Origin of the sequence: Streptomyces sp. NBC_01237, assembly GCF_035917275.1 — a bacterium.
GTDB lineage: Bacteria > Actinomycetota > Actinomycetes > Streptomycetales > Streptomycetaceae > Streptomyces.
This window is the reverse complement of the sequence record NZ_CP108508.1, coordinates 6,767,179-6,785,760: the sequence shown is the minus strand read 5'-3', so window position 1 is coordinate 6,785,760 and position 18,582 is coordinate 6,767,179. Positions and strand designations below refer to the sequence as shown.

The following is an 18,582-nucleotide window of genomic DNA, read 5'->3' as shown; positions in this document are numbered from 1 at the left end:
TACACAGTCCCCTCTGCACGGAAGGTGCCCCATGGGTTTCCTGGACAACCTGAAGGCCAAACTGGCGCCGGCCAAGGACAAGGTCGGCGACCTCGCGCATCAGCACGGGGGCAAGATCGAACAGGGCCTGGACAAGGCCGCACGCACGGTGGATCAGAAGACCAAGGGCAAGTACAGCGACAAGATCGTGTCCGGTACGCAGAAGGCGAAGGACGCCGTGGACCGTCTGGGCCACAAGGACGAGGGTGGTAGGCCGCCCACTACCTGATCCGGACCTGATGTCGCCGTGATCACGCGCAGGACGGCCGTGGAGCTCATCGCTCCACGGCCGTCCTGCGTGTGCGCTCGTTCCCCGCCGGTCCGGCAGGGGGCACGGCCACCCACCGGCCCGGCCGTTTCACGACCAGGCGGCGACGGTGTAGCCCACGCCGTACGGGGCGTCCTCGTACAGCAGTTGCCCGCCCAGGCCCGCCCCCTCGGCGGCGCCCGCGAGTACCTGCCACGGCGCGCGGCCCGCCACCTTCAGTTCGTACGCGAGGGACTCGTCGAGCCCCCGGAGCGCGGCGAGATCCGCGGACCCCAGGGCACGGGTCGCCCGCGCGTCGAAGTCCATGGCCCGCTCGTCCAGATATCCCGGCGCCTTCAGCGTGCGGCAGGCACTGCCGTCACCCATCACCAGGAGCGCGACGCGCTCGGCCCCGGCGGCCAGCTCCCGCCCCGCCCGCGCGCAGCGGTCGCCGTCGAGGGGCTCACCCACGCCGAGTCCCTCGACCGGGGCGTCGGCCCATCGCGCCCGGTCCAGCAGCCACGCGCCCACGGCGAGCGAGGTCGGCAGCGGCCGGGCCGGCGCGACCGGAGTCTCCCCGGCCGCGCGACCGGGCGAAGGCCCCGCGCCCAGGCGCACTTCGAGGTCGACCCCGAACCCTCCGAAGGACCCGGTGGCGCCTGCGGGATGCGCTCCACGGGACTCCTGCTCGGCGGGACCGACCACCACGAGCAGATCGGGCCGGGAGGCGGCGAGCACGCCCAGAGCGTCGAGGCACGCGGTCCTCGCGGCATCGAGCTCGGGTGCGGCTCCGGCAGCGACCTCGGGCACGAGGAGAGGCGGGCAGGGGCACACGGCAGCGGCGACAAGCATGCCGATCAGCGTACTGCGGGGCGCCCCGGCTCCTGGTGCGCCGTCAGCCGACGCCGGGAGCCCGGAGCCGGGGGGCGGGGTCGCAGGCCGAAGCCGGGAGCCGGGGAAACCGGGGCAGGGAGCCGGGGCCCGGAGCCGCCCGGCCTCCCCGGTGGCGGTCTCAGCCGCAGCCGGGAGCCGCCGCGGCCGGCAGCGGCGCCGGGACGCCGATGCCCGGCAGACCGAGCATCACACCGGCGGGCTTGGCGGCCGCCGCCGAGGTGCGCCGCTCCCAGGCGTCCCCGGCGCGTGTGCTCCGCACGCCCAGCGGCGCGCCCTCGGCCAGCAGGTGGTGCGGGGCGGCGTAGGTGATCTCCACGGTCACCACATCGCCGGGGCGGACCTCCTGCGAGGGCTTGGTGAAGTGGACGAGACGGTTGTCGGGGGCACGGCCGGAGAGGCGGTGCGTGGCGCCGTCCTTGCGCCCCTCCCCCTCGGCGACCATGACCTCCAGGGTGCGGCCGACCTGCTTCTTGTTCTCCTCCCAGGAGATCTCCTCCTGGAGTGCGGACAGGCGCATGTACCGCTCCTGCACGACCTCCTTGGGGATCTGCCCCTCCATGTCGGCGGCCGGGGTTCCGGGCCGCTTGGAGTACTGGAAGGTGAAGGCGTTCGCGAAGCGCGCCTCGCGCACCGCGTGCATCGTCTGCTGGAAGTCCTCCTCGGTCTCGCCGGGGAAGCCCACGATGATGTCGGTGGAGATGGCGGCGTCCGGCATCGCGGCACGCACCTTCTCGATGATCCCGAGGAAGCGTTCCTGCCGGTAGGAGCGTCGCATCGCCTTCAGGACGGTGTCCGAGCCCGACTGCATCGGCATGTGGAGCTGCGGCATCACGTTCGGGGTCTCGGCCATCGCCGCGATGACGTCGTCGGTGAAGTCGCGGGGGTGCGGCGAGGTGAAGCGGACGCGCTCCAGTCCCTCGATCCGTCCGCACGCGCGCAGCAGCTTGGAGAACGCCTCGCGGTCGCCGATGTCGGAACCGTACGCGTTCACGTTCTGGCCGAGCAGGGTGATCTCGGACACGCCCTCGGCGACGAGCGCCTCGATCTCGGCCAGGATGTCGCCGGTGCGACGGTCCTTCTCCTTGCCGCGCAGCGCGGGGACGATGCAGAAGGTGCAGGTGTTGTTGCAGCCCACGGAGATGGAGACCCACGCGGCGTAGGCGGACTCGCGGCGGGTGGGGAGCGTGGAGGGGAACGCCTCCAGGGATTCGGCGATCTCGATCTGCGCCTCCTCCTGGATACGGGCGCGCTCCAGCAGCACGGGCAGCTTGCCGATGTTGTGCGTACCGAAGACGACGTCCACCCAGGGCGCCCGCTTGACGATCGTGTCGCGGTCCTTCTGCGCGAGGCAGCCGCCCACGGCGATCTGCATCCCGGGCCGCTTGGTCTTCATCGGGGCGAGGCGGCCGAGGTTGCCGTAGAGCTTGTTGTCGGCGTTCTCCCGTACCGCACAGGTGTTGAAGACGACGACATCGGCATCACCGTCGGCGTCCTCGGGCGCGCGTACGTAACCGGCGTCCTCCAGGAGACCCGACAGCCGTTCGGAGTCGTGAACGTTCATCTGGCACCCGTAGGTGCGCACCTCGTAGCTTTTCTTGACGTCCACTGCTTCGCTCCGGTTGCCGCTGCTCATGCGACAAGGGTAGGCGGTAGTCGCGCGCCTCCCGCCGTCCCTCCCCTTCCCCCCTGTCCTCCCGCCCTCCGCGGAGCCCGTGTCCTCCCTCCGCCCGGCGGCGGCCGGGCCTGGCCACCACGGGTGTGAGCTGGCAGGATCGCGGCCATGCTCCACGCACTGTCCCGATTCGGCCGACGACGCACCCTTCAGGGGGGCGCCGCCGTCGCGGTCGTTCTCGGGCTGCTGCTGTGGTGGGTGCTCCCCCTGGGGGAGAGGACGCCCACCGGCTCGCTGACCTTCTCCACCGGCGTACACAGCGGCGTCTACCAGCGGTACGGCGAGCGGCTCGAAGGAGCCCTGGCCAAGGACATGCCCGAGGTGTCCGTACGGTTGCAGACCAGCGAGGGCTCGCAGCAGAATCTCGAACGGGTCGCGACGGGGAAGGCCGACTTCACGATCGCCACCGCTGACGCCGTCGCCACCTACCTGCGCGACGGCAAGCCCGGCGCACAGCGGCTGCGCGGCTGTGTGCGGCTGTACGACGACTACATACAGCTGGTCGTGCCCCGCGACTCCGGGATACGCAAGGTCTCCGACCTGCGGGGCAAACGCGTCGGGGTGGGGCAGCAGGGGTCCGGTGTCCGGCTGGTCGCCGACCGGCTGATGAACGCGGGGGGCATCGATCCGAGGACCGGGATCACCCCGGTGTCGGCCGGCATCGACACGATGCCGACCCGGCTGGCCAACGGTCTGCTCGACGCCTTCTTCTGGTCGGGCGGTCTGCCGACCGGTGCGGTGCAGGAGCTGTCGGACCGGTTCGCCATCCGGCTGGTGCCGCTGGAGGATCCGCTGATCGCACAGTTGCAGGCGGCGGGCGGATCCACCCGCTACTACCGCTCGGCCGTGATGCCCGCCGACGCCTACCTGGACGCGCAGCAGGGACAGTCCGTGCCCACCGTCGCCGTCGCCAATCTGCTGGTCACCACGGACCGTACGGATCCCGCGATGACCGAGGCGTTCACCCGGACCGTGATCAACAGCAGGGACCGGATCGGGCGCGAGGTGCACGCGGCGCAGCTGGTGGACCTGCGGACGGCGATCTACACCGACCCGCTCCCGCTGCACGAAGGGGCCGGGCGCTACTACCGTTCGGTCAAACCCTGAGCGTCCGGCCCCACCGTTCGGTCAAGCCCTGAGCGTCCGGCCGCCGAGGGGGCCCGCCCGGTCAGCTGTGCGGAGTGTTCCGTGGCGCCGACACGGTCACCCGCAGCCCGTGCGGCTCGTGCGGGGCGTACGCGATCGAACCGCCGCCCGCCGCGAGCAGCACCCGGGAGATGGACAGCCCCAGGCCCGACCCCTTGACGTTCTGGTGCCGGTTGCTGCGCCAGAAGCGGTCGCCGATACGTTCCAGTTCCTGTTCGGTGAGCCCCGGTCCGCGATCGGCGACCACGACCGTGGCCCGGTCGGCCTCGGCGGCGACCGTGACACGTACGTCCTGGTCCGGCGGCGTGAACTTCAGGGCGTTGTCGATCACGGCGTCGAGGGCGCTGGAGAAGGCGATGGGGTCGGCCCAGGCGGTGACCGCCGCCGCGCCGTCCAGTGTCAGGATCACGCCCTTCTCCTCCGCGAGCGGGCGCCAGGAAGCGACCCGCTCGGCGGTGAGCGCGCCGATGTCGGTGAGCTGGAGGTCGGCCTCGGTGTGCTCGGCCAGCGCGAGGTCGAGGAGATCGTCGAGGACCTGGCCCAGGCGCTTGCCCTCCGTACGCACCGAGGCGATCTCCTCGTTCCCCTCGGGGAGTTCGAGGGCGAGGAGCTCGATGCGCAGGAGCAGCGCGGCCAGTGGGTTGCGCAGTTGGTGCGAGGCGTCGGCGACGAAGGCGCGCTGCTGCTCCAGCACGTCCTCCACGTTGTCGGCCATCTCGTTGAACGAGCGGGCCAGGCGCCTGAGTTCCGGCGGCCCGCCGGAGGCCGCGACCCGTGACCGCATGCGGCCGCTGGCGATGTCGTGGGTCGCCGCGTCCAGGATCCCTACGGGCAGCAGCACCCAGCCCGTGAGCCGGAACGCCGCGCCGACCGCCACCAGCATCGCGAGGGCCTCGCCGAGGCCGATCAGCAGCCAGCCGTTCAGCGTCCGGGACCTCATCTCACCGGTGGGCGAGTCGATCACGACGACGGCGACGACGTCACCGTCCCGCACGACGGGCGAGGCGACGACGACACGGCCGTTCTGCCACGGCCAGACCTGGGGCGGATCGTGGGAACGGCGGCCGAGCAGTGCTTCCTTGAACGCCGCACGCCCCTCCCCCTCGACGGGCAGGAGCCAGTCGGAGGGAGCCTTCGCCAGCGGTCTGTCGTCGCGGAAGAAGACGCCCACCCGTATCCCGTACACGGAGTCGTACGCCTCCAGCTCCGCCTGGAGGGTGCGTCTGCGTTCGTCGTTGTCGGGGATGGGCTCGCTGACGAACTGCGCCAGCGCAGCGAAGCGCGCCGTGTCATCGATCCGGTCGATGACGACGCGCTGCTGCTCGGCGGCGGCCACGCTCACGGCGAGCGGAAAGCCCAGGGCGAGCAGAACGGCTGCCATGAGGACGATGAGCAGCGGAAGCAGGCGGGTACGCACCGGGAACGTACGCCCTTACGCGGACGGCGAGACGAGCCGGTAGCCGACGCCCCGCACGGTCTCGATCAGTGCGGGCAGCCGCAGTTTGGAGCGCAGGGAGGCGACATGCACTTCCAGTGTGCGCCCCGTTCCCTCCCAGCTGGTGCGCCACACCTCGCTGATGATCTGCTCCCGGCGGAAGACCACGCCGGGCCGCTGGGCCAGCAGCGCGAGGAGGTCGAACTCCTTTCGGGTGAGCTGGACTTCCTCGCCGTCGACGCTGACCCGGCGGGTCGGCAGCTCGATGTGGACCGGTCCGAGCCGCAGGGCGGCGGCGGGTGTCGGCGCGGTGTCCTCGCCGGATGTGGTGCGCCGGGCGACGGCGTGGATACGGGCCAGCAGCTCACCGGTGTCGTAGGGCTTGACGACATAGTCGTCGGCGCCGAGGTTGAGGCCGTGGATGCGCGAGCGCACGTCGGCGCGGGCGGTCACCATGATCACCGGGGTCGCGGTCCGCTTGCGGATCTTGCCGCACACCTCGTACCCGTCCTGGTCGGGCAGCCCGAGGTCGAGGAGGATGACCCCGAAGGGCTCCTTCTCCGCGGGCAGCAGGGCGCGCAGGGCCTCCTCGCCGTTGCGGGCGTGCACCACCTGGAAGCCGTGCCGGGCGAGCACGGCGGACAGGGCCGCCGCGACGTGGTCGTCGTCCTCGACGAGCAGCAGTCTCATGGCCCTCCTTTCCGTCTCCCCGGGCCTTGCGGGCCTCCGGGCTACTTACTGATGTCGCGTGGCGTTACGTGCTGTTACGTACCGATACATGGCGTTTCACTCCGCGTGGCCTCTGTGAGGCTTCCCGTTCAGCGGCGTTTCACGTCCGATCTCTTCAGGGCATCCACTCCGATGACGGGCACGTCAGTCAAGGGCCTGCCGGTTACAGCAGGGTTTCCGTTATGCACCCGGTACGCCCCGGCGCTGCTCCAGGCGTCCCGTTCACGCGGAGTGTCCGGTTGCCGCCGGATCGTTATGCTCAATTTCCGCTCAGATGTAATGACTCTGGTCGCACTGCGTCACTAGTGTCCTTGCCAACCGAGGAGGACGGAGCAAGAAGCCGATGAGCGGAGTTTCAGTGACCAAGGCCGCCGAGGATGCCGCGCCTGCGGCGAACGACCTTGTCGTACTGAGCAACGTCAACAAGCACTTCGGCGCGCTGCATGTGCTCCAGGACATCGACCTGACCATCGCCCGTGGCGAGGTCGTGGTCGTCATCGGGCCTTCCGGGTCCGGCAAGTCCACGCTGTGCCGCACCATCAACCGCTTGGAGACGATCGACTCGGGCGCGATCTCGATCGACGGCAAGCCGCTGCCCCAGGAGGGCAAGGAGCTCGCCCGGCTGCGCGCCGACGTGGGCATGGTCTTCCAGTCGTTCAATCTCTTCGCGCACAAGACCGTGCTGGAGAACGTCATGCTGGGCCAGACCAAGGTCCGCAGGACGGAGAAGAAGGCCGCGGAGGAGAAGGCCCGGGCCCTGCTCGACCGGGTGGGCGTCGGGGTGCAGGCCGACAAGTACCCGGCGCAGCTCTCGGGCGGACAGCAGCAACGCGTCGCCATCGCGCGGGCGTTGGCGATGGACCCCAAGGTCATGCTCTTCGACGAGCCCACTTCGGCGCTCGACCCCGAGATGATCAACGAGGTCCTCGAAGTCATGCAGCAGCTGGCCCGGGACGGGATGACGATGGTCGTCGTCACCCATGAGATGGGCTTCGCCCGTTCGGCCGCCAACCGTGTCGTCTTCATGGCGGACGGGAAGATCGTCGAAGAGGCCGTGCCCGACCAGTTCTTCAGCAATCCGCGCAGCGACCGGGCCAAGGACTTCCTGTCGAAGATCCTTCACCACTGACGACAACGACCTACGACATAAGGAAAGTTCACATGAAGCTCCGCAAGTCGGCCGCTGTCGCGGCCATCGCTGTGCTCGCCCTGACCGCGACCGCCTGTGGTGGCAAGGAGGGTTCGGCCGGCGACAAGCCGTCCGGGACCAAGCCCGGTTCCTCCGAGGCCCCGAAGCTGCCGACGTACACCGTCGCGACGGGTGTCGACCTGGACTCTCCGGCCTTCAAGGAGGCCAAGAAGCGCGGCAAGCTGGTCATCGGCGCCAAGGCCGACCAGCCGTACCTGGGCTTCGAGGACCAGTCGACGAAGGAGCGCTCCGGCTTCGACATCGAGATCGCCAAGATGATCGCCGCCGACCTCGGCTTCTCCGACAAGCAGATCGAGTGGAAGACCGTCGACTCCGGCATCCGCGAGACGGCGATCTCCAAGGGCCAGGTCGACTACTTCGTCGGTACGTACACGATCAACGACGAGCGCAAGAAGCAGGTCGGCTTCGCGGGCCCGTACTACAAGGCGGGCGCCGACCTGCTGGTGCGCAAGGGCGACACCTCCATCACCGGCAAGGAGTCGGTGAAGGGCAAGAAGGTCTGCTCGATCGTCGGCTCCACTCCCCTCCAGGAGATCAAGAAGCCCGAGTACGGTGCGAGCGTCGTCGAGCTCGCCAAGTACTCGGACTGCGTGCAGCAGCTGCTGACCAAGCAGATCGACGCCGTCACCACCGATGACTCGATCCTCAAGGGCTACGCCGCCGCGAACTCCGGCAAGCTCCAGGTCGTCGGCAAGCCGTTCACCGACGAGCCCTACGGCGTCGGCATGAACAAGGACGACAAGGCGCTGCGCGAGGCGATCAACAAGTCGCTGGAGAAGCACGTCACGGACGGCACGTACAAGAAGATCTACGAGGCGACGCTGGGCCTGTCCGGCTCGGACTACACCGAGCCGCCGGCCATCGAGCGCTACTGACCGCCGCCTCGTCGCCGAAAGCGTCCTGCCCCACCGCCGGTTCCGCGCCGCTGACGTCTCGTCACCGATGCGGCGCGGGTGACCGGCCCTGACGCCGTACGCGTGATCGAAGCGTCCCGTACGCCACCGCTGCCGCCCCTCGCGGACACGGTGTGCGTACGGGGCGCCCCTTCCCCTGCCCTGATGCCGCTGACCGCCGACGCGGAGACCTCATGAACGTACTGCTCGACAATTTCCCAGAGTTCCGCGACGGCTTCATAGGAACAGTGTCGATCACCGCCGTCAGCTCGGTTATCGCCCTGGTCCTCGGTGTCGCCATCGCCGGCTTCCGGGTCTCGCCCGTGCCGCCGCTGCGGATCTTCGGCACCGCCTGGGTGACGCTGCTGCGCAACACCCCGCTGACCCTGCTCTTCCTGATCTTCTACTTCGTCGTCCCGGAGATCCTCTTCCCGGGCATGAGCCCGTTCCTGCTCGGATCGCTGGCGCTCGGCTTCTACACCTCCTCGTTCGTCTGCGAGGCGGTCCGTTCGGGCATCAACACCGTTCCGCTGGGCCAGGCCGAGGCCGCGCGCTCGATCGGCATGACGTTCGCCCAGACACTGCGGATCGTGGTGCTCCCGCAGGCCACCCGGACCGTGATCCCGCCGCTGAGCAGCATCTTCATCGCCCTCACCAAGAACTCGGCGATCGCGGGCGCCTTCAGCGTCACCGAACTCTTCGGCTGGCAGAAGCTGATGAGCGACAGGGGCTACGAGATCACTCCCGTCTTCATCTGGGTGGCCCTGGGCTACCTGGTCGTCACCTTTGTCATCAGCGGCCTCTTCCGGCTGCTGGAGCGTCGCATGGAGGTCGCCCGATGAGCGCCAGCGTTCTCTACGACGCACCGGGACCCAAGGCCGCCGCCCGCAACCGGATCTACGCGGTCCTCGGCAGCCTCGCCATCCTGGCGCTGCTCGCCGTCAGCATCATGCGGCTGTCCGACAAGGGCCATCTCGCCCCCGAGATGTGGGACATCTTCAACTACTCGGGCATCCGGCAGAACATCGCCGACGCCCTGGTCGCCACCCTCAAGGCCTTCGGCCTGGCCGCGATCGGCTCGCTGGTCCTGGGTGTGGTGCTCGCCGTCGGACGGCTTTCCGACCACAAGCCGGTCCGCTGGGTGTCCGCCACGTTCATCGAGCTGTTCCGCTCGATCCCGCTGCTGATCACCATCTACGCCATCTGGGTCGGCTTCCTCACCGACTACTCGATGTGGGCCCTGGCGCTCGGCCTGTCCGTCTACAACGGCTGCGTGCAGGCCGAAGTGCTGCGGGCCGGCATCAACTCGGTGCCCAAGGGACAGAGCGAAGCGGCGTACGCCCTGGGCATGAGCAAGACCCAGGTCATGGTCAGCGTGCTGATCCCGCAGGCCGTCCGGGCCATGCTGCCGACGATCATCAGCCAGCTCGTGGTGACCCTCAAGGACACCTCGCTGGGCTTCATCATCCTGTACCCGGAGCTGCTGCAGACGGCCCGTCTGATCGCCTCCAACACTCAGGTCAACGGCCAGTACCCGTACGTCTCGACGATCGCGGTCATCGGCACCATCTACGTCGCGATGTGTCTGCTGCTGTCGGCGCTCGCGACCTGGATCGAGAAGCGCGGGCGACGCGCCAAGACCGGCATCCCGGTGGCCGCCGCCACCGGGACCACGGACGTGCTCGACGCACCCGGCGGCCCGTCCGCCCCCGGCACGGGGGGCATCGGAACGGGCACGGGGGGCGCAGGGGGCGCAGGCATCGCCGGGACCACCGCTGTGGATGGCACGGACGGGATCGGTGGTGGTGACGGGGCCGGAGTGGGCAAGGACTGACCCCTTCCCACCAGGAGCATTCGAGGCAGCGGCGCACGCGCCGCTGCCTCGGTCACTTGACGCAAGCACCCCCAGTGGGTTGCATACGTTCTGTGATCACGCACCCGGCTTCGACCGCCACGTTCCGCACGACCGTACGGGCCGGAGGGCACGCGCCGTGGACCCGGTGATCGTCGTCGGCGCCGGACCCGTCGGTCTGACGCTGTCGCTCGCCCTCGCCGCGCAGGGTGTCCCCTCCGTCCTCCTGGACGAAGGTCCGGGCAAGGAGGAGCCGCGCCCCGCACGCACCGTCGTGCTGCGCGAGGACACCGCCGACCTGGTGGAACGGCTCGGTTGCACCAACCTGGACGAGTCGGGCCTGCGGTGGACCGGCTGGCGTTCGATGCGGCGCAAGCAGGTGGTGCGCGAGGTGCCGCTCGGCGGGGAGGACGGCGAGACGCCGGTGTCCGCCCCGGTCCATCTGCCCCAGCACGCCCTCACCGCCGGCCTGCGGGACGCGATCCGCGCGCAGGATCTGGTGCGGCTGGTGCCGTTCAGCCGGATCGACACCCTTGAGCAGGACCCCGGCGGGGTCACGGTGCACACCAGGGAACCCGGTTCGACGTGGTGGCGCGGGAGTTATCTGGTCGGCTGCGACGGCGCCCGTTCCACCGTACGCAAACTGCTCGACATCAGGTTTCCCGGCCGTACGGCGGTGGAACGGCACGCTGTCGCCGCGCTGCGCGCCGAACTTCCGTGGCCGGACCAGGCCGTACTGCACCGGATGCCGCCCTGGCGCAACGGCGGCGCCGAAGTGACCGCGCGACCGCTGCCGGACGGCGTCTGGCGGCTGGACTGGCTCCTTCCGCCACGCGGCGAACTGGTCACCCCCGATGCTCTGATCACCCGGATCCGGGACACCCTGGCGGGGTGGTGCGGCGAGACACCGGCGTACGAACTGCTGGACACCGGGGTGTACACGCTGCATCACCGGCTCGCCCGGCGCTGGCGGGCGAAGCGCGCGTTCCTGGCGGGCGACGCCGCCCACCTGCTGGGGGCGCTGGGCACCCAGGGGCTCGACGAAGGGCTCCGGGACGCCGAGAACCTCGCCTGGAAGCTGGCCCAGTCCTGGCACCACGGCGCCGGTGACCTGCTGCTGGACAGCTACCAGGCCGAGCGCAGGGCCGCGGTCGCCGCGCGGCTGCGCGCCGCCGACCAGTCGCTTCCGATACTGCGCGGCGGTGGCGGGCTGCGGACACTGGTGCCGGGCGGTGCGCGAGGGCACGACACCCTGCTCGCCGACGGTCACCTGGGGTGCGGACCCCTGGGCGCACCCCCTTCGTACACGCACTCCCCCCTTTCTGCGCAGCGCGACGAGGCGCACACCCCCGTGGGTACGCCCCCTGGTGCGCCGGTCACCGATGTCGGGGTGACGGCGCCCGACGGCAGGACGGTGCGCCTGCGCGAACGGCAGGGGCGCGGGAACTTCCTGGTGATCCTGATCGCACCGGGCACCGGGGTGTGGGACCGGCGCCACTGGCTGACCGCGGGTGTCATGCCGCGGCTCGTGGAGGCCGTCGACGCGCTACCGGTCAGGAGTGAGCTGCTGGTGGCCGAGAGCTATCCGGGGGCGTCGGCCCACACGGTGCTGCTGGTCAGGCCGGACGGGCACCTGGTGGCGGCCTTCGGCGGCGTGCGGCCCGCGGAGCTGTACGCGGCGGCCGACGCGGCCCGCGGCGGCGGACGCTCCGAGGACGGGACCGGCGACGACACGGAGACGGCGCACTCGGTGCGTGCCTCCATCGGCTCCGACCGGACCGCAGACATCAATTGACCCTCGCAGGCGCACATGGTGTACTCCAGATCATGACCGACACCGATGTGCGCCTGTGGCGGAGGGTCCATATGGACCTCGTCCGTTACGCGGGCTGCGTGTGTCGCCCGTCCTGCTGAATCGCCTTCCCCTGCCGGCCCGTGCCGCTTTCCGCACGGCTGTGCCTTCGCGCGAACTCTCAGGACGGTCCCTGTGTCTGCACCCTCCCCTTCCGTAACCACGGCTGCCTCCGATTCCCCCTCCGGCGCCGATTCCTCGTCCGGTCCCGGTTCCCCCTCCGGCGCCGACTCCTCGCACGTCTCCGATTCCTCCGCCGGCTCCACCGGCATCTCCGGTTCCGCTGTCCCCGCCGGCTCCGCGTCCGCGACCCCCGCCGGGCCGGGCATCACAGAGCTGCTCGACTTCGTCCGCCGTACCGCTCAGGACACGGCTCTCATCGGCTCCCTGCCCCTCGACCCCGAGGGACGCACCTGGGTCCGGCTCGCCGGGCCCGGCGGCAGCGAGGCATGGCTGATCGGCTGGCCCCCCGGCACCGGCACCGGCTGGCACGATCACGCCGACTCGATCGGCGCCTTCACCACCGCGGCGGGCACGCTCAGGGAACACTCGCTGGCCGCACGGCTGCCCACCGACGGCTGGAAGACCCTGGAGCTGAGCGAAGGGGTCGACCGGTCACGTGAGTTGACGACAGGTCAGGGCCGGGCGTTCGGACAGCACCATGTGCATGAGGTGCTGAACGAGTCCGACCGTGAACACGCCGTCTCGGTGCATGCCTACTACCCGCCGCTGCCGCAGATCCGCAGGTACAGCCGGTCGGGCGCGGTACTCCGCCTTGAGCAGACCGAACGTCCGGAGGACTGGCAGTGAGCACCGGTGGCAGCGGCGATACCGACAGCGGCACGAACCGTACGGAACGGGTGGGCATCGACGCCTTGCTGGAGCGGATCAGGACCGGTTATGACCGGATCGGCCCGCAGGACGCGGCGGCGGCAGCGGCGGACGGCGCACTCCTGGTGGACATCCGCTATGCGGCGCTTCGCGAGAAGGACGGCCTCATTCCGGGAGCGCTGGTCGTGGAGCGCAACGAACTGGAGTGGCGGCTCGATCCACAGGGAAGCCACCGCGCCGCCGAGGCGGTCAGCCACGACCTCCGGATCGTGGTGATCTGCAACGAGGGGTACGCGTCGAGCCTCGCGGTCGCGTCGCTGCGGCAGTTGGGACTGCACAGGGCCACCGATCTGATCGGCGGATTCCAGGCATGGCGCGCGCAAGGGCTCCCGGTCGACGCCCGACCGGGAGCACCCTCCTGACCGGGAGCACCCTGGCCAGTAGCCACCCCCGCGTGTCCGAAGGGGGTGGCTACTGCCTGGATGTGGCCACCTCCACCGGTCGGGTCCTCAGCGCCAGCCGACCGGGAAGAGCGGTGGCGACCAAGGTCAACAGGGCGGCCGCACCCACCACTTCCGCGTACACCAGGGGCAGCACACCGGGTGCCGCGCTGCCGGTCATGCCGACGCTGAACGCGGTCAGTACCGCCAGCGCGATACCGGTGCCGAGGACGGTGGCCAGGAGCAGCACCGCCAGCGCTTCGATCCGGAGCATCCGCAGGACCTGTCGGCGGGTCGCCCCGGCCAGCCGGAGCATCGCGAACTCCCTGATCCGTTCGGAGACAGACATGGCGAGGGTGTTCACGACGGCGATGGCGGTGAAGGCCAGCACAAGCCCCATGGCCAGATAGTTGACCTCGGCGTTCGCCTGAGTGCGGTCGGCCTGGAGCCGGTCGACCGCGGCCGGTTCGAGAACGGCGATCCCGGGAAACTCCGCGATCCCGGTGGCGAGTTCGTCGCGTCCCAGCTCCGAGGCCACCAGGACCGTGGCGGCCAGCGGGTTGTCCATGTGGCGGGCGACCTGGTCGTGCGGCAGGGTCAGATCGCCGAAGCCCAGTCCACGGGCGTACACGGCGACGACGGTGAAGGTCGCCGGGGTCCCGTCGCCCAGGTGCAGTGCCAGCCCGTCGCCGGGACCGAGACCCAGCCGGTCGGCCGCGAGTTCACTGATCGCGGCTGGACGAGCGGTCGTGGTGAAACCGTTGAGCGAACCACTGGTGACATCCGGGTCCCAGGTGCGGCTGAGACCGGCGGGGGTGACGCCCTGGGCCGTGTACTTGTCCAGGCCCACCCGCACGGTGGTGCGTACGACTTCGGTGGCGGCCGAGACCCCGGGCGTCGCCCGGATCTTCCGGGCGACGGCGGACGGGACTCCGGGGCCCTGACCCACCAGGACCGCGGTGGCGCGGGTGCCTTCGCGGGCCTGTGTACGGGCGGCGTCACCGAGCGTGGGCTGGACGAAGAGAACGGTGCAGGTCATCCCGATGAGCAGGGTGAGGGGGGTGACGACAGCGGCCATCCGGGCGGCGTGGCCACGCAGGTTGGCGGTGGCGAGGCGGCCGCCCGGACCCGCCTGCCGCAACGGTCCGGCGAGCAGCGCGGCCGTCGCCCTGACCAGGAGCGGCCCCAGCAGGGAGACGGAGGTGGCCAGCACGACCACCGCGAGGAAGGTGACCGGGGTCGACGCGGCCTCGGTACGCAGGATTCCCAGTACGGCGACGAGGACCAGACCGCCCGCCAGCAGCACCAGCCCCGCGACGATCCGGCCCCACGCCGGACGGTCCCCCTCGACCGCGGACTCGGCCATGGCCTCGGCGGGTCGGATACGGGAGATCCGGCGGCCGGAGATCCGCGCGGCCGCCCAGGCTCCGACGAGAGTGATGGCGACCGCGGCGAACAGCGGGAAGATGCCCGTGGTGCGTTCCAAGGAGGCGGGTACGGCACCCATGTCGATGAATCGACTGTGCAGCCAGCCCGCGAGCGGCAGCCCGGCGCATGATCCCAGCACCCCGGCCACGGCTCCCACCAGCAGCGCTTCACGGCCGAGCAGCCGGCGGACCTGGCGAGGAGTGGCGGCGATGGCGCGCAGCAGGGCCAATTCGCGGTGGCGCTGCTGGATGGAGAGCGCGAATGTGCCGACGACGACCAGGACGGCGACGAGGAGCGCGGTACCGCCCATCGCGCCTCCCATGGAGATGAGTTTGATACGGGCGCCCGCGGCGTCCAGGAACTCGACCGGCCCCCGTTCGTCCCCCGCGGCGACCTGCGCCGTCGTGCCCTTCAGCGCCTGCTCGACCCGCTGTTCCAGCCGGCCGGGGTCCGTGCCGGGCTCTGGGATCACACCGAGGGCGGATATCCGGCCGGGGCGGGCGGCGAGCCGCTCGGCCTCCGCGGGGGCGAAGAAGAGTGAGGTCTGCTGCCTGAGATCGGCGCGATGTGCGTCGTCGGCACGGTCCGCGACGCCTGCGGGGACACCGGAGCCGGTGGAGGTCTTTGAGGTGGGGGAGACAGCGGAGGCGCGGGAGGCACCGGGGCGCAGGGAGGCATCGGCCGATGTGGGAGCGGCGATTCCGCTCACGCGGTACGGCCGCGGAACGCCGGTGGACTGCACGGTGAGCCGGTCCCCGGGCTGAAGTCCGGCCCGCTCGGCGAGCCCGCGGTCGATCACCACGTCGTCGGCCGAGGACGGGGCCCTGCCCGCGATGATCGCGAACGGCGTGAGCGGTGCGGAGGCCCAGGAGTGGCCGTACGACGGCCGGTCGGCGGACATGTGCTTCCGGCCGTCGGACAAAGGCTGGGCGAGGAAGGTGAGTTCGGGGACCACCGCGTGGACACCGTCGAGGGCACGTACCCGGTCGGCGGTGGCGGCGGGCAGCCACGCGCGCTCGGCGACGGGCTTCGCCTTGTGCTTGGTCTTCGTCTTCCCGTTGCCCTTGTGCTTGACCGTGGTCCGGTGGACGTTCTGGTCGGCCGAGACGATCAGCGGGGTGGCCGCGTACCGCTCGGTGGTGATCCTTCCGCGAAGACCGGTCTCCAGAAGAGTGCCGCAGGCGGTGATGAGCGCGGCGGCGCACATCAGGGCCAGCAGGGCACCGAGGAACCCGCCTTTCCGGTCCCGGATCGTCTGGAGTGCGTAGCGCAGCATCATCGTGCGTCCGTCTCTGTGCGGTCGATCGTGGAGTCGGGGGCCGGGAAGGCGAGCAGGCGGGTGTGGACCGTGCGGGACGCGGGAGGGACATCGCCCTCGGGCCGCTTGTAGCGGTTCATCAGGGCGATGTACTCCTCGAAGAACTCGCGGAGTTCGGGGAGAGTCAGCCGCAGGGAACCGCGCGAGTACGCGAAGGCATCGGCCCACTCGCCCTCGTCCGGCTCTCCCGCCTCCTCCGCCTGCCCCGGGCCGCTCGGCCGACCGCTTTCCGGGGCGGGCAGCGGGGCGTCGCGCTGGAGCCGTTCGAAGAGGGCGAGGTCCTCGGCGTACGCGTGGTGATTGAGCTCGTCCATGACGAGCCGCGTCTCGGGGTTCTGGCGGGACCTGGGCGGGAAGCGCCGGTCGCCCGGAATCGCACGCCACCATCTGCGGCGGTGGGCCCCGGGGACTTCCGCCCCGGAACCGGACGCTCCCGCGTCTCGGGTCCCGGTGTCTTCGGGTTCGGTGTCTTCAGGTTCGGCGCCCTCAGGGTCGGTTCCCTCGTGCCGAGTGTCCCCGGGTTCGGCGCCCTCGGGCCCGGTGTCTTCAGGTTCGGCGCCCTCGGTGTCGGTCTCCTCGTGCCGGGTGTCCTCGGGGGCGGTCTCCTCGACGAACCCGTACCGGGCCAGTTCACGCAGGTGATAGCTGGTGGCCCCGGTGTTCAGACCGAGGGCACGGGCCAGGCTCGCGGACGTCGCAGGGCCGTGCAGGGTGAGGTGCTGAAAGATCCGCTGGCGTCGCGGCTGGGTGAGCGCCTTGAGCGCCGCCAGTTCGGTGATCTCGGTACCGCCGGGCTTCTCTGCCATGACGTACACACTGCTCTGTGCACAGATATCTGTGCACTGGAGCATGCCTGCGTCTTGATACGGGGGTTAGCCCCCCCGTTCGACGCACTTCTCACCCACTTTCCGGTCCCCCTCCGCCCTTCACCACACCCGAACGCCACACTCCGGTGGAGCAATCGCCGTGCGCGACCGACATTCGCCTCATACAGAGGACCGAAATGTACGGAGATGTCGCACTGATGGAAGCCCCTGCCCTCACCCCTGATCAGCTCGACCTCCAGGCGGCCCGCCTTCATGAGACGGAGGCATGGCAGCAGATCGTCACCGGCTGGGAGTACACCGCCCCGGCGCCCGCGTTCCCCCCGGCGTCGACCCCGTCGGCACAACCGGCCGTGGAACCAGCGGAGAAACCGGCAGAGGATCCGGTGGTGGCGGGGAACCCGCCCCGGAGCACGGCGCAGGGCTCGGCCGACTGGCGAAGCCTGCTGTCCGTACCCGTCGGTCAGCTCATCGACGACGCGATGCGGACGCTGCCCGCCGCCCCGCCGTACGAACGCCCGCTCCCCGGACGGCTGGGTGCGGCCCTGCCCGACCGCGTCCATGCCTGGCGGCGCGTCGGGCAGCCGGACCTTCGCCCCTCCACCCAGCTCGGCTACGCACGGCAGGTCCTGACCGAGTGGGGCTGGCAGAACACCCCGTACCGGCTGCGCAACGCCCGTGGCGCCCGCTGCATCTGTGGCGCCCTGCTCACCGCGCACCGGCTCGGTTACGGATCCCTCGGCACCGTGAACCGGGCCGGGGCCTGGCTGATCACCGAGCTCCGCTCCCAGGGCTGGCCAGGCCTGATCGGCCCCTGGAACCGGCACCCCGGCCGCACCGCCACCGATGCCCTTGCCCTGATCGACGCCACCATCCGCCGGGCATCGTCCGCCGGGCACTGATCCGCCCCGCCACCCACGAAGCGGTCCCCCGGCCGCCGGAGCCCCCTCCCCCGCCCCGAAAGCCCTGCCCCACCCCGTCCTGACCGTGCCCCTCCCCGCCCCCGTGGACGGACCACCGCCCGGTTCAGAAGGGCTCGTCCAAGCCTTCCGTGTCCTCGCCCTCCTCCTCCAGCGCCTGTCGCACCACGCGCAGGGCCATGCCCTCCCCGTACCCCTTGCGCGCGAGCATGCCCGCCAGGCGGCGCAGACGTTTGTCGCGGTCCAGGCCCCGCGTGGAGCGGAGCTTGCGTGCCACGAGCTCGCGGGCGGTCTCCTCCTCCTGCTCCGAGTCGAGTCGGCCGACCGCCTCGTCGATAAGGGCGGAGTCCACCCCTTTGGTGCGCAGTTCGCGGACGAGGGCGCGGCGTGCGAGCCCCCTGCCGTGGTGCCGGGACTCCACCCAGGCGCCCGCGAACGCCGCATCGTCGATCAACCCGACGTCCTCGAAGCGCGACAGCACTTCTTCCGCGGCCTCGTCCGGGATCTCACGCTTGCGCAGGGCGTCCGCGAGCTGTTTGCGCGTTCGAGGGGTCCCGGTGAGCAGACGCAGACAGATGTTGCGCGCCTGCTCGACCGGGTCTCGCGGCTCCCCCTTCTCGGCCCTCGACGAGGAAGGGGAGCCGCTGCTTCTGGTGCCGGAGCGGCCGCGTCGGCCCGCCCCTTCGCCGAACCCCGTTCCCGCTCCCCCGCGGGACCGGGAACGGGAACGTCCTGCGGGACCGTCCCCCGACTCGGACACGAACCCTTCGCCGGGTCCGCCGGTGAACTCGGGACCGGGTCCCGCGCCGGATTCATCGGCGCTGCCCGGCCACTCCGTACGGCGCGTCACGG

General features: G+C 70.7%; 19 protein-coding genes. 12 read left to right on the top strand and 7 right to left on the bottom strand.

The window, feature by feature from the left end; translation table 11 throughout:
* Positions 1-31: 31 nt before the first annotated feature.
* Positions 32-268, top strand: coding sequence for an antitoxin (locus tag OG251_RS30260; RefSeq protein ID WP_326680065.1), 237 nt, complete (start codon positions 32-34; stop codon positions 266-268).
* A 129-nt stretch (positions 269-397) separates the two neighbouring features.
* On the opposite strand, the gene OG251_RS30255 is transcribed toward OG251_RS30260, so the two are convergent.
* Both OG251_RS30255 and miaB read right to left on the bottom strand, forming a co-directional pair.
* Positions 398-1,138: a class III extradiol dioxygenase subunit B-like domain-containing protein gene (locus OG251_RS30255; protein ID WP_326680064.1), complete on the bottom strand. Its 741-nt coding sequence runs from the start codon at positions 1,136-1,138 to the stop codon at positions 398-400.
* A 160-nt stretch (positions 1,139-1,298) separates the two neighbouring features.
* Positions 1,299-2,813, bottom strand: coding sequence for a tRNA (N6-isopentenyl adenosine(37)-C2)-methylthiotransferase MiaB (gene miaB / locus OG251_RS30250; RefSeq protein WP_326680063.1), 1,515 nt, complete (start codon positions 2,811-2,813; stop codon positions 1,299-1,301).
* 147 nt (positions 2,814-2,960) lie between these two features.
* Here miaB and OG251_RS30245 point away from each other — a divergent pair, with 147 nt between their 5' ends.
* A complete protein-coding gene (locus tag OG251_RS30245) occupies positions 2,961-3,959 on the top strand; it encodes a TAXI family TRAP transporter solute-binding subunit (RefSeq protein ID WP_326680062.1) in 999 nt (332 codons plus the stop codon).
* 61 nt (positions 3,960-4,020) lie between these two features.
* Here the strand turns inward: OG251_RS30245 and OG251_RS30240 are convergent, their stop codons facing one another.
* Positions 4,021-5,415: a sensor histidine kinase gene (locus tag OG251_RS30240; protein WP_326680061.1), complete on the bottom strand. Its 1,395-nt coding sequence runs from the start codon at positions 5,413-5,415 to the stop codon at positions 4,021-4,023.
* A gap of 15 nt (positions 5,416-5,430) precedes the next feature.
* Positions 5,431-6,123: a response regulator transcription factor gene (locus OG251_RS30235; protein WP_326680060.1), complete on the bottom strand. Its 693-nt coding sequence runs from the start codon at positions 6,121-6,123 to the stop codon at positions 5,431-5,433.
* 382 nt (positions 6,124-6,505) lie between these two features.
* Between OG251_RS30235 and OG251_RS30230 the strand changes: the two genes are divergently transcribed.
* From OG251_RS30230 to OG251_RS30195, 9 genes are all read left to right on the top strand, one after another.
* Positions 6,506-7,291, top strand: a complete 786-nt coding sequence (locus OG251_RS30230; protein WP_326680059.1) for an amino acid ABC transporter ATP-binding protein — start codon at positions 6,506-6,508, stop codon at positions 7,289-7,291.
* A 32-nt stretch (positions 7,292-7,323) separates the two neighbouring features.
* Entirely contained in the window at positions 7,324-8,247 is a 924-nt protein-coding gene (locus OG251_RS30225) for a glutamate ABC transporter substrate-binding protein (RefSeq protein WP_073721871.1), read from the top strand.
* Between the two features lie 78 nt (positions 8,248-8,325).
* Positions 8,326-8,463 (top strand): hypothetical protein, encoded by a 138-nt coding sequence (locus tag OG251_RS30220; protein WP_326680058.1) that lies wholly within the window; start codon positions 8,326-8,328, stop codon positions 8,461-8,463.
* Positions 8,460-9,107 carry an amino acid ABC transporter permease gene (locus OG251_RS30215; RefSeq protein ID WP_073721870.1) on the top strand — a complete coding sequence of 216 codons (648 nt, stop codon included), beginning with the start codon at positions 8,460-8,462 and terminating at the stop codon, positions 9,105-9,107. Before OG251_RS30220 ends, OG251_RS30215 begins: the two co-directional genes overlap by 4 nt.
* The gene (locus OG251_RS30210) at positions 9,104-10,099 is read left to right on the top strand and encodes an amino acid ABC transporter permease (protein ID WP_326680057.1); all 996 of its coding nucleotides are present in this window, start codon (positions 9,104-9,106) and stop codon (positions 10,097-10,099) included. Before OG251_RS30215 ends, OG251_RS30210 begins: the two co-directional genes overlap by 4 nt.
* Positions 10,100-10,256: 157 nt before the next feature.
* Entirely contained in the window at positions 10,257-11,912 is a 1,656-nt protein-coding gene (locus tag OG251_RS30205) for an FAD-dependent monooxygenase (RefSeq protein WP_326680056.1), read from the top strand.
* A gap of 32 nt (positions 11,913-11,944) precedes the next feature.
* A complete protein-coding gene (locus OG251_RS45030) occupies positions 11,945-12,031 on the top strand; it encodes a putative leader peptide (protein ID WP_311605579.1) in 87 nt (28 codons plus the stop codon).
* Between the two features lie 73 nt (positions 12,032-12,104).
* A complete protein-coding gene (locus OG251_RS30200) occupies positions 12,105-12,779 on the top strand; it encodes a cysteine dioxygenase (protein WP_442818386.1) in 675 nt (224 codons plus the stop codon).
* A complete protein-coding gene (locus OG251_RS30195) occupies positions 12,776-13,222 on the top strand; it encodes a rhodanese-like domain-containing protein (RefSeq protein ID WP_326680055.1) in 447 nt (148 codons plus the stop codon). The genes OG251_RS30200 and OG251_RS30195 overlap by 4 nt, the downstream gene beginning before the upstream one ends.
* A gap of 49 nt (positions 13,223-13,271) precedes the next feature.
* Here the strand turns inward: OG251_RS30195 and OG251_RS30190 are convergent, their stop codons facing one another.
* Positions 13,272-15,947 carry an ABC transporter permease gene (locus OG251_RS30190; protein WP_326680054.1) on the bottom strand — a complete coding sequence of 892 codons (2,676 nt, stop codon included), beginning with the start codon at positions 15,945-15,947 and terminating at the stop codon, positions 13,272-13,274.
* Positions 15,944-16,792, bottom strand: a complete 849-nt coding sequence (locus OG251_RS30185; RefSeq protein WP_326680053.1) for a helix-turn-helix domain-containing protein — start codon at positions 16,790-16,792, stop codon at positions 15,944-15,946. The genes OG251_RS30190 and OG251_RS30185 overlap by 4 nt, the downstream gene beginning before the upstream one ends.
* Before the next feature lie 218 nt (positions 16,793-17,010).
* Between OG251_RS30185 and OG251_RS30180 the strand changes: the two genes are divergently transcribed.
* Positions 17,011-17,712, top strand: coding sequence for a DUF6197 family protein (locus tag OG251_RS30180; RefSeq protein WP_326680052.1), 702 nt, complete (start codon positions 17,011-17,013; stop codon positions 17,710-17,712).
* A 124-nt stretch (positions 17,713-17,836) separates the two neighbouring features.
* On the opposite strand, the gene recX is transcribed toward OG251_RS30180, so the two are convergent.
* Entirely contained in the window at positions 17,837-18,580 is a 744-nt protein-coding gene (recX, locus tag OG251_RS30175; RefSeq protein ID WP_326680051.1) for a recombination regulator RecX, read from the bottom strand.
* Positions 18,581-18,582 lie beyond the last annotated feature (2 nt).